The following is a 10,468-nucleotide window of genomic DNA, read 5'->3' as shown; positions in this document are numbered from 1 at the left end:
GGCTCGAGAGCCTGCTGCCCCGCCATCTTGGCGGTCTGGCGGAGCTCTCCGGCCGGGTGCGCAGCCGGGCCAAGCAGGTGCTGGCCTCCCTCTCCGATCGCCGCCGCTTCTGGGAGCGCGCCTTTGCCTCCAACACCCTGGCCGGTCTGATTGAGAAAGCCGATTGGCAAGGGGCCGAGCAGTGGCTGAACGAGGGACTGGACAAGGCCCGTACCGAAGTGGGGGAAGTGGTGCTGGTGGGGGCGGGCCCGGGAGATCCTGGCCTCTTGACCCTCAAGGCGCTGCAACAGATCCAGCAGGCCGAAGTGGTGCTCTATGACCAGCTGGTCTCCCCCGAGATCCTGGACCTGGTGCGCCGCGACGCCACCCTGGTGTCGGTCGGCAAGAAGGCGGGGGCCCACAGCGTGCCCCAGGAAGAGACCAATCGCCTGCTGGTGGAATACGCCAAAGCGGGCAACCGGGTGGTGCGCCTCAAAGGGGGGGATCCCTTCATGTTCGGCCGTGGTGGCGAGGAGCTGGAAGTGCTGGCCGAGGAGGGCATTCCCTTCTCCGTGGTGCCCGGCATCACCGCCGCCGCCGGTGCCACCGCCTATGCGGGCATTCCGCTCACCCACCGCGACCATGCCCAGAGCGCCGTCTTCATCACCGGCCACTGCCAGAAGGAGGGCAAGGAGCCCGACTGGCAGCAGCTTGCGGCCACCAACCAGACCCTGGTCATCTACATGGGGCTGATGCGCTCCGAGCATATCCAGCAGCAACTGGTGAGCCATGGCCGACGCGCCGCCACCCCTATCGCCATCATCGAGCGGGGCACCACGGCCCGTCAGCGGGTGCTGACCGGCACCCTGGCGGAGCTGGCCGAACTGGCCCAGCAGGCGGTGAGCCCGTCGCTTATCGTCATCGGTGAAGTGGTGGCCCTGCGCCAGCAACTCGCCTGGTTTGGCGAACAGGGGCAAGGGCAGGAAGCAAAAAGCGGCCACGAACTCAAGCTGGTGAGCCTGGCCTGAGAGGCGAGACCCGAATCGATTTGACGGTGCGGCCAAGGCGGCACCGAACTGAACCAACACCGCGCCCCGAGCAGGCGCGATAGCAATGAACCGAGGACCCAGACATGGACCGTGAAAGACTGACCCAACTGCAGCCATCCGATGCACAGAGCATCCGTGCAGGTGTCACCCGCGAGCGACTGACTCACCTGCAGCAACTGGAAGCCGAGAGCATCCATATCATCCGCGAGGTGGCCGCCGAATTTGAAAACCCGGTGATGATGTACTCCATCGGCAAGGACTCCTCCGTCATGCTGCACCTGGCCCGCAAGGCCTTCTATCCGGGCAAGATCCCCTTCCCCCTGCTCCACGTGGACACCAACTGGAAGTTCAAGGAGATGATCAAGTTCCGGGACGAGACCGCCAAAAAGTTCGGGCTGGATCTCATCGTCCACAAGAACCCGGACGGTCTGGCCATGGACATCAACCCCTTCGTGCACGGCAGCAGCAAGCACACCGACATCATGAAGACCGAGGGGCTCAAGCAGGCGCTCAACAAATACGGCTTCGACGCCGCCTTCGGTGGTGCCCGTCGCGACGAGGAGAAATCCCGTGCCAAGGAGCGCGTCTACTCCTTCCGTGACAAGTCCCACCGCTGGGATCCGAAGAACCAGCGCCCGGAGCTGTGGCGCGTTTACAACAGCCAGGTCAACAAGGGGGAGAGCATCCGTGTCTTCCCGCTCTCCAACTGGACCGAGCTGGACATCTGGCAATACATCTATCTCGAGAACATCGACATAGTCCCGCTCTACTTCGCGGCCATGCGCCCCGTGGTGGATCGCGGCGGTATCAAGATCATGGTGGATGACGATCGCATGCCCATCGGCCCGGAAGACGAAGTGAAGCAGGAGCTGGTGCGCTTCCGTACCCTCGGCTGCTACCCGCTGACCGGGGCCATCGAATCCAATGCCACCACCCTGCCGGAGATCATCGAAGAGATGCTGATCACCACCTCGAGTGAGCGGCAAGGGCGGCTCATCGACCACGATCAGGCCGGCTCCATGGAGCAGAAGAAGCGTCAGGGCTATTTCTAAAAAAATGTTCTAAGGAATCGCAACATGAACAACCACATTCAGACCGCCATCAGCGAACAGGGCATTGAAGCCTACCTGCACGCCCAGCAGCACAAGAGCCTGCTGCGTTTTCTCACCTGCGGCAGCGTGGACGACGGCAAGAGCACCCTTATCGGCCGCCTGCTGCACGACTCCCAGCAGATCTATGAAGATCAACTGAAGGCGCTGGAGTCCGACAGCCAGAAGCTCGGCACCACCGGCGAAAAGCTGGACCTGGCCCTGCTGGTGGACGGCCTGCAGGCGGAGCGCGAGCAGGGCATCACCATCGACGTGGCCTACCGCTATTTCTCCACCGCCAAGCGCAAATTCATCATCTCGGACACCCCGGGCCATGAGCAGTACACCCGCAACATGGCCACCGGCGCCTCCACCTGCGATCTGGCCATCATCCTGATCGACGCCCGCAAGGGGGTGCTGGATCAGACCCGCCGCCACAGCTTTATCGCGAGCCTGCTCGGCATCAAGCAGTTCGTGGTGGCAGTGAACAAGATGGACCTGGTGGAGTTCAGCCAGGAGGTGTTCGAGCGCATCAGCTTGGAGTACCGCGAATTCGCCAAGAAACTCAGCGTCGACACCATCCACATCGTGCCGGTCTCGGCCCTGGACGGTGACAACGTGGTGAACCCAAGCGACAAGCTGGCCTGGTATCAGGGCGAGACCCTGCTCTCCTTGCTGGAGTCCGCCGAAGTGGAGCGCGAGCTGGAGCGTCACCCGGTGCGCCTGCCGGTGCAGTACGTGAATCGCCCCAACCTCGATTTTCGCGGCTTCGCGGGCACCCTGGCCTCCGGCATCCTGCGGGTGGGCGACAAGCTTGCCGTGCTGCCGTCCGGCAAAGAGAGCACGGTGACCCGCATCGTCACCTTCGACGGGGATCTGGAGTACGCCCTGCCGGGTCAGGCCATCACGGTCACCTTCGCGGACGAAATCGACATCAGCCGGGGCGACCTGCTGGTGGATGCGGCGAAAAAGCCCCAGGTGACCCAGAACGTGCTGGCTCACATCGTCTGGATGGGGGAAGAGTCCCTGCAACCGGGCCGGGTCTATGACGTCAAGCTTGCCACCAAGAAGAGCCGCGGCCAGGTGGAGGCCATCCGCCACCGCATCGAGATCAACAAGCTCGACGAGCTGCCCGCCTCCGAACTCAAGCTCAACGAGATCGGCCTGTGCGAATTCAGCCTGACCGACCCGGTGGCGTTCGACCCCTACAAGGAGATCCGCGACACCGGCAGCTTCATCCTCATCGACCGGCTGACCAACGTCACCGTCGGTGCCGGCATGATAGTGGAAGGGCTGGCGGCCAAGGTGATGGCAGGGCAGTACAGCGAGTTCGAAGTGGAGCTCAACGCCCTGGTGCGCAAGCACTTCCCCCACTGGCAGGCGCTGACCATCAGCAACGATTCCGGCAAGGAGTAAGCCCATGACCTGGCAACAATCCCTGGTGCTGGGTCTGCTGGCTGCCCTCGTCGCCCTGCTGATCCAGGGCAAACTCCGGCCGGCGCTGCTCTTCTCGGGCGCCGTGCTCATCACCTACCTGAGTGGCCTGGCGGACATCAACGCCGTGGTGGCGGGCTACACCAACAGCGCCCTGCTGACCCTGGTGTTGTTGCTGCTGGTCTCCTTGGCGGTGGAGAAGACCCGGGTCATGAGCTGGTTCGCCAACCTGGTGGGCACCGGCTCCTTCAACAAGGTGCTGGTGAAGGTGTGGTTTTCCACCGCCTTCTTGTCGGCGTTCGTCAACAACACCGCCGTGGTGGCGTCCATGCTGGGGGCGGTCAAGCGCAACCCCAACCATGCGCCCTCCCGGCTGCTGTTGCCCATGTGCTTCGCGGCGACCTTTGGCGGCGTGCTGACCCTGATCGGCACTTCCACCAACCTCATCGTCAACAGCTTCCTCATCAAGATGGGGGCCAAGCCGCTCGGCATGTTCGACTTCTTCATGGTGGGAGCCGGCACATTGTTGACCGGCCTGGTCGCCGTGCTGCTGTTTGCCCGCCACCTGCCGGAGCAGGACACCGAGATGAGCCGGGAATCCGGCTATTTTCTCGAGGCCAAGGTGGGCCCCGGCTCGCCGATGGCCGGGCGCAGCGTCAAGGAGAACGGCCTGCGCAGCCTGAAAAGCCTCTATCTTGCCGAGATCATCCGGGGCAACCAGGTGATCTGCCCGGTGCAGCCGGAACACGAGCTGCACGAGGGGGACATGCTGCTGTTCTGCGGCGACGTGGAGAGCGTCGGCGTGTTGCAGGAGCTCAAAGGGCTGGATCTCTACGGCCAGCACCGTCTCAACGGCCAGCACCTGGTGGAGGTGATCGTCAGCCACAGCTCGCGCCTGGTGGGTCAGACCATCAAGGATGCGGAGTTTCGCACCCACTTCGATGCGGTAGTGCTGGCGGTGCGCCGGGGCGAGACCCAGCTCACCGGCGGCCTCGGCCAGATTGAACTGCACGCAGGGGACACCTTGCTGCTGGCCCCAGGCCCCAAGTTTGCGGGCAACAAGTCCCTCTCCCGGGAGTTCGTGGTGGTGAGCGGGCTGGAGGCCTCCACCCGGCTCGATGCCACGCGCAGCGCCGCCGTGGTGGCGGGGTTCCTCGGGGTGCTGACCCTGTCGGTGCTCGATCTGGTGCCGCTGTTCAAGGGGCTGCTGGTGATGCTGGTGGTGCTGCTGTTTTCACGCATCCTGACCCTGGACGAGATCCGCCGCCGCTTTCCCCTGGATATCTGGCTGGTGGTGGGCGGGGCGCTCGCCATCGCCGATCAGCTGGAGAAGAGCGGCCTGGCCAAGCTCATCGCCGACTGGCTGATGGGGGAGTTCAACGGGGCCAGTCCCTTTATCGCCTTCGTGGGGATCTATCTGTTTACCCTGGTGTTGACGGAGCTGATGAGCAACAACGCGGCGGCGGCCCTGGCCTTCCCCATGGGATTCCAGCTGGCGCTTAGCATGGATGTCTCCACCATGCCGTTCATTCTGGCGGTGCTGTTCGGGGCGAGCTCCAGCTTTATCCTGCCCTACGGCTACCAGACCAACCTGATGGTCTATGCGGCGGGCAACTACAAGATGCCGGATTACCTCAAGCTGGCCCTGCCGGTCTCCCTGGCCTACAGCATTGGGGTGATCGTCATGGTGCCCCTGCTGTTTCCGTTTTAAGGTCTGATATCCGGGGATGTGTTAAGGGCTGCTTATGTTAACGCGGCTTTTATCAAGGCTGCTTATGATGCAGGGGAGTGCCAGGGCACTGGCATCCAGGCGTGAGCGCCAATCAGGGGGGGGTTGCATGCGCAATCTCAGGGCATCAGCACCTTGCCGCCTCATCGCGAGGCGGCTCCCCGCGGTAGCGGACAGTTTTCAGTATTGCGGCGTGAGCGCCAATCAAGGAGTGTTGGGTGAGCAATGCCATGGCATCAGCACGTTGTCGGCTGATAGTCCGAGGTGGCTCCCTGTGGTGCCGGACAGTTTAAGTTTTGAGGCGTGAGCGCCAATCAAGGAGTGTTGGATGAGCAATATCGTGTGGCATGCCCATGCCGTCGACAAACAGAGCCGGGCCGAGCAGAAGGGGCAAAAGCCCCTGGTGATCTGGTTCACCGGGCTCTCCGGGGCGGGCAAGTCCACCCTGGCGGGGGCGCTGGAGCAGGCGCTGGCCGCCTCGGGCAAGCACACCTATCTGCTGGATGGGGACAATGTGCGCCACGGCCTCTGTGGCGATCTCGGCTTCGATGACGCCGCCCGCCAGGAGAATATCCGCCGGGTCGGCGAAGTGGCAAAACTGATGGTGGATGCGGGCCTGATCGTCCTCACCGCCTTTATCTCGCCGTTCCGTGCCGAGCGGCAACTGGTGCGCAATCTTGTGGGTGAAGGGGAATTTGTCGAGGTGTTTGTGGATGCGCCCCTTAGCGTGTGTGAAGAGCGTGACCCCAAAGGGCTCTACAAAAAGGCGCGGGCGGGGGAAATTCGCAATTTTACCGGTATCGATTCTGCCTACGAGGCGCCCGAACAGCCGGAGATCCATCTGCTGAATGCCGGCAAGCCGGTGGAAGCGCTGGTGGATGAGTTGCTGACCGCCTTGCGGCAGGGGAACTACCTGTAGTTGTTGGTTGCGCCGTCTAATAAAGGGAGCCGGATTGTTGTCCAGCAACCGGGTAATCACCCGGGCAGCAAGGGCACAAGGCCCTCTGTACCCGCCTCGCCTGCCTGTCATTGGATCGGAAGAACATATAACAAGCGCCCGGCGGCCGGTCAGTGGGCCATAACAAGCGTTTGTGTGCTGGAAGCAGCCACTATAAGCAAAAATTGGGTCATCAGCGGAAAACCCATAAATCCAGCTTATAGTGGCACCAGTGAGCCTTGAGCCACCCCAAGGCAGCCGATATCAATCCCGCTAGGGGCTCTTCCGATCCTTGCTTATGTCGTGGCGGGGTTATTCGCGATTGTCCGAATACGCTGTGCAATTCAAGCCTGCTGGGGGGTATTTTTAGTCCTATTCTCTGCGTTCTTTTGGAATATAATTCCAATGATCCTCTCTATATAACGCTCCCATCAGTGCACCAAACTTACCTATACTGATTTCGTCTTGCCTAGCAATATCAACGACCTCGTCGGCATAGCCACCGTCAGGCCTTGCGATAAGAATAAAAGCACCTCTCCTTATTTGCTCTGGTTTTTGAAAGTAGTTTGTAAGTGAGTACCTGTATTCATCAGCCGCATGTAGGACTATGTCCGAGAGTCCATCGGTACGTTGGATCCTATAGATAAAGTCATTATCATTATGAGGATGATCAATTCTCTGCCAATCTAGAACTTTTGTATGATTATCCAAAGCGTTTTGTAAAAAACGGGGAATAGTATAGTGTAGATTTCGCCCCATGCTTAAATCACCTCTTTAGTTGAATGAATTTTTTTCATAAATTCGTTGTAAGACTTCACTTCTAGTTCAGAAAAAACTGTAACATGAAGTGTTAAACTGAAATCTCTTTTGAATTTATTTTTTAGCTCAGTCACATAGGTAGAGAATGACTTTATTTTATCTATTGTAGAGTCATTGGTTTTAATGATGATGTCGACATCTATTTTCTCTTCGCCATACAAGGCGCTACCAAAAAGTAGAATGTTATTAATTCTACTTCTCTCGGTCAGCGTTTCATTGCGTAGCCAGCAGGTATACCTTTCAATATTATTATGTTTTTTTGAGCAGTAGGAAAAAATCAAATCAGCAAATGATTGAGGAAATTGGTTTTTTGAATAATCAAAGCTAGGGTTTTCACAATGTTTTCTAAAGGCTTCAATGTGAGATTTAATATCAAAGACTATAACTTGTTCGCTCCGGTCAAACTCAGATACTGAATCTAGGATATTATTAATTTTTTCGTTATTTGTAACTATTTTAGTTCTTTTTAACTCTTCCCAAAGTGTCATGTCATCATGCAACTCTTCAGTATTACCAGAGCCTGAGTTTGGGCCAAAAGTCATAAATATACGTCTATTTTCATCTAGTAATGGCCTGATCGCAGAGGCAGCCTTTCTTAAATTTTTATAAGATATAGATTCATTGGTATTGTGGTGGTGATGTTTTAAATAAAATAGCCAACAAGAAATTAACACTAGAATAAACCCTATAAAAACAAAAAATGTGTCCGTTCCAGAGCTTAATGATAACTTCACGTGCCACTCAGATGAAATAACCTCGATGCCAGAGGCAAGTTGAATTGCTCGTTGATATCCTATTAAAGATATTCCAGTAACAAGTAATATCCAAATAAACTTGGTTTCGAAGTTTGGATTTAATACTCTATTGAGTTTTTCTAATGCAATGCTTTTTAAAGTTAGCTTTATTTTCATATGAATCCTTGTTGGGTGGCTGTGATTATATGAAGGGCTGTATGAACACATTAGTACCATTCTCCATATAACTCAGTTCAGTCCTGATAACAGTTATGAAAAGTAAATTTTAAATAAATCCATTACCATTTCGCATGTTGGGTTAACAATCGTAGCTTGGTGCTGAACGAAGTGAAGCCCAACGTTTACCGTGAAATTTATCGGAAAACGTGTTTTACCGATCGACTCAATCCATCTTTATCCCACTCTGGTTGAGGTGATCATGCTCATCTGTTGGGCTTCGCTACGCATTGCGCCAACCTGCAAAAACCACGCTACCGCCCCTGAACTCCAGCCTTCAGCCTGCTAAGCCCCGCTTCAATCAGTTGTTGCTGCATTAATTGGTAGGATTATCTAGCTTGGACCTTAACCAAATATTTATATCGCTGATGACCTCTTTGCGCAGGCTTTTCCCGTCGCTGTCTTTCAACCCATGATCCAGTGCTTCGTAACGCCGATACTCGATATTGTTCTTCCCGAGTGCTTTAAGGCGCTGCACCAACTCATCTGTTTTTTGCGGTGATACCGAAGTATCCATTCCCCCCTGCACGATCAGCAAAGGAGACTTTACCTTTTTAAGGATATCAAGCTGATCGATGGAGAGCATCTGCTGCCACCAATGATAACCGTGTCCACTCACGTCAAGCTCAAAGGGTTTGCTGTTAAGAACATGCTCGGCAAACCCTTTGAAATCGTCGATCTCTTTTCTCGCCTCATCGGGGTTGTTATGTTTGACAGCGATACTGTGTGAGACGTCATCGATAAACCAGCGGCCACCACCATTAAAGGCGATGGTGGCATCGATAGAGTCAATATCTGCGCTCACCCGGTTGGCGATAACGGCCCCTTCACTGCCGCCCAATAGGATGAGCTTTTTGTATTGCCCGTCTTTTCGAACGATATCGAGCACAGTGTTGAGATCCGCGACTCGCTGCGCAGGATTGTCCTTTTCAAGGTACTGAGCAGGGCAGTCCTTGCGTTCGGCATCTTTACTGTATTTTAATTTGCGATTGATGCCGTACTTTTCGATTAGCAACACATCAGCTTCTGGCCAAACATTTTTATACTCGGTGAGTATGGGCTCTATTTTCAACACACTATTGCAATCAGAGCCTTGCAGGATCAACAGCAGTGTATCTGTGTCATGGGCATGTTGGACAAGATAATAGGAGATAGGCGAACCATCATCCCTGCTCGCTGTGCGAGTCATGATCTCTGTTGCGCTTATCGAGCAGGTCAACATGAGCAAGAGTAAAAATATTGTGCGGACTTGCATCTTGTTTCCTGATAGTCATGATAGAGGCAGTACGTTAATCAGTGTTGAAACCTTCATTCCTCTTGAATGGAAAAAAAGGGCTGAGGAGGCGTAGTGAAAATCGCCCCAGCCCGGCTTTTATTGGTACTCGCGCCTTGTTATCAGCGATTAACCACCAAATTCACGGCTAATAATTTGTGTGGGGACAACATTCTCTGGCAAGTCACTCGACATTTTTTGAGCAAGTTCACCAGCCAAACCAAACGCGTTGTCAATGGGGTCGACCTTTATTCCGCTTTCGACAGCCAACTCCAAAAACTTCTTGCCAATCTGATTGCACGTATCAACCCAGTTTTTGGGCAGCTCCCCCATGGTGAGCTTGGGTTGACAGACCAGTTGAAATGTATTCTTGCCTTCTTGTATTTGAAATGCCACCTCAACAAATTCACTTTTATATGGGTTGGCTAACGCACTTGAACTAAGTAAAAAAACAGCACCAATAGAGGATTTTTTCATGACACGTCCTTGTGAATAGTAATGCCCATCAAGGGGCTGATAACATATAACCGCTAAACTCTGCGGCAACAAAAATAACCATTTAGGTCAATGGAACTGAAAACACCGAGCGATGACAGTTTCTCTTGGCACATCGATTATGCATCCGTTTCTCGACCAGGTTCCCTCTGGATTTTGGTCTCATTGCCAATCAATATACTCTTGAGGTGGTCGTTCAATATCGATCATGTGTGCAGCAGAAAATAGAATTTCAACGCCAAAACCGAGAGGGACATCAACCTCATCAGGAACAATACAACGTGGCTGGAAGTCCAGTCTGACTTTGGTTGCATCACCTATTTTTAGTTACCGTTCGACCCCATCCATCTTTATCCCACTCTGGTTCATGTGACCATGCTCGTCTGTTGGGCGCCGCTGCGCTCTGCACCAACCGGCAAAAAACACGCTACCGCCCCTGAATTTCAGCCTCCAGCCTGCTGCGCTTTCCCTGTGGCTCCGGTCTGGTTCATGGCTGACTCCGACAAGAGGTGATCCCGATTGCCATGTTACCGAACGGAGCTGGTTAGGGAAGGGGGTGCGGGCGATTTCTCGGGCAAGATCAATAAATTGGAGGGTGGGGGCTGCGGGGGCCTGCGGCAGGTTGGATAAGAGGAATCTCAAGGCCGACGCTTTCCCGCTTCCCGCTTCCCGCTTCCCGCTTCCCGCTTCCCGC

At 55.4% G+C, this 10,468-nt stretch carries 9 protein-coding genes; 5 read left to right on the top strand and 4 right to left on the bottom strand.

Annotation, left to right across the window (positions count from 1 at the left end; genetic code table 11):
• The 5 genes from cysG to cysC all read left to right on the top strand — a co-directional run.
• Positions 1–1,007: siroheme synthase CysG (gene cysG / locus AACR77_RS09515; protein WP_042878195.1), on the top strand; the 1,007-nt coding region annotated here is incomplete at its 5' end.
• A 104-nt stretch (positions 1,008–1,111) separates the two neighbouring features.
• Entirely contained in the window at positions 1,112–2,080 is a 969-nt protein-coding gene (cysD, locus tag AACR77_RS09510; RefSeq protein ID WP_052224733.1) for a sulfate adenylyltransferase subunit CysD, read from the top strand.
• Between the two features lie 24 nt (positions 2,081–2,104).
• A complete protein-coding gene (gene cysN / locus AACR77_RS09505; protein WP_042878193.1) occupies positions 2,105–3,532 on the top strand; it encodes a sulfate adenylyltransferase subunit CysN in 1,428 nt (475 codons plus the stop codon).
• A gap of 4 nt (positions 3,533–3,536) precedes the next feature.
• Complete coding sequence (locus tag AACR77_RS09500; protein ID WP_042016322.1) at positions 3,537–5,261, top strand: SLC13 family permease; 1,725 nt, start codon at positions 3,537–3,539, stop codon at positions 5,259–5,261.
• A gap of 346 nt (positions 5,262–5,607) precedes the next feature.
• Positions 5,608–6,198, top strand: a complete 591-nt coding sequence (gene cysC, locus AACR77_RS09495; protein WP_042878191.1) for an adenylyl-sulfate kinase — start codon at positions 5,608–5,610, stop codon at positions 6,196–6,198.
• Positions 6,199–6,588: 390 nt separating this feature from the next.
• Here the strand turns inward: cysC and AACR77_RS09490 are convergent, their stop codons facing one another.
• The 4 genes from AACR77_RS09490 to AACR77_RS09475 form a co-directional block, all read right to left on the bottom strand.
• A complete protein-coding gene (locus AACR77_RS09490) occupies positions 6,589–6,975 on the bottom strand; it encodes a hypothetical protein (protein WP_139739474.1) in 387 nt (128 codons plus the stop codon).
• Positions 6,976–6,977: 2 nt separating this feature from the next.
• On the bottom strand, positions 6,978–7,946 hold the full coding sequence (locus tag AACR77_RS09485; RefSeq protein ID WP_081999294.1) for a hypothetical protein: 969 nt from the start codon (positions 7,944–7,946) through the stop codon (positions 6,978–6,980).
• 376 nt (positions 7,947–8,322) lie between these two features.
• Positions 8,323–9,261 carry an alpha/beta hydrolase family protein gene (locus tag AACR77_RS09480; RefSeq protein ID WP_042878190.1) on the bottom strand — a complete coding sequence of 313 codons (939 nt, stop codon included), beginning with the start codon at positions 9,259–9,261 and terminating at the stop codon, positions 8,323–8,325.
• A gap of 147 nt (positions 9,262–9,408) precedes the next feature.
• A complete protein-coding gene (locus AACR77_RS09475; protein WP_042878187.1) occupies positions 9,409–9,756 on the bottom strand; it encodes a hypothetical protein in 348 nt (115 codons plus the stop codon).
• Between the last annotated feature and the right edge of the window lie 712 nt (positions 9,757–10,468).

Source organism: Aeromonas sp. ZOR0002 (assembly GCF_963866995.1).
GTDB lineage: Bacteria > Pseudomonadota > Gammaproteobacteria > Enterobacterales > Aeromonadaceae > Aeromonas > Aeromonas caviae.
This window is presented reverse-complemented; position numbering and strand designations above follow the sequence as displayed.

Excerpts from the sequence above, each read along its gene's own strand:
- cysC (WP_042878191.1), top strand. The coding sequence starts at position 5,608 with ATGAGCAATATCGTGTGGCATGCCCATGCCGTCGACAAACAGAGCCGG.
- AACR77_RS09480 (WP_042878190.1), bottom strand. The coding sequence starts at position 9,261 with ATGCAAGTCCGCACAATATTTTTACTCTTGCTCATGTTGACCTGCTCG.
- cysD (WP_052224733.1), top strand. The coding sequence starts at position 1,112 with ATGGACCGTGAAAGACTGACCCAACTGCAGCCATCCGATGCACAGAGC.
- AACR77_RS09490 (WP_139739474.1), bottom strand. The coding sequence starts at position 6,975 with ATGGGGCGAAATCTACACTATACTATTCCCCGTTTTTTACAAAACGCT.
- AACR77_RS09475 (WP_042878187.1), bottom strand. The coding sequence starts at position 9,756 with ATGAAAAAATCCTCTATTGGTGCTGTTTTTTTACTTAGTTCAAGTGCG.
- AACR77_RS09500 (WP_042016322.1), top strand. The coding sequence starts at position 3,537 with ATGACCTGGCAACAATCCCTGGTGCTGGGTCTGCTGGCTGCCCTCGTC.
- cysN (WP_042878193.1), top strand. The coding sequence starts at position 2,105 with ATGAACAACCACATTCAGACCGCCATCAGCGAACAGGGCATTGAAGCC.
- AACR77_RS09485 (WP_081999294.1), bottom strand. The coding sequence starts at position 7,946 with ATGAAAATAAAGCTAACTTTAAAAAGCATTGCATTAGAAAAACTCAAT.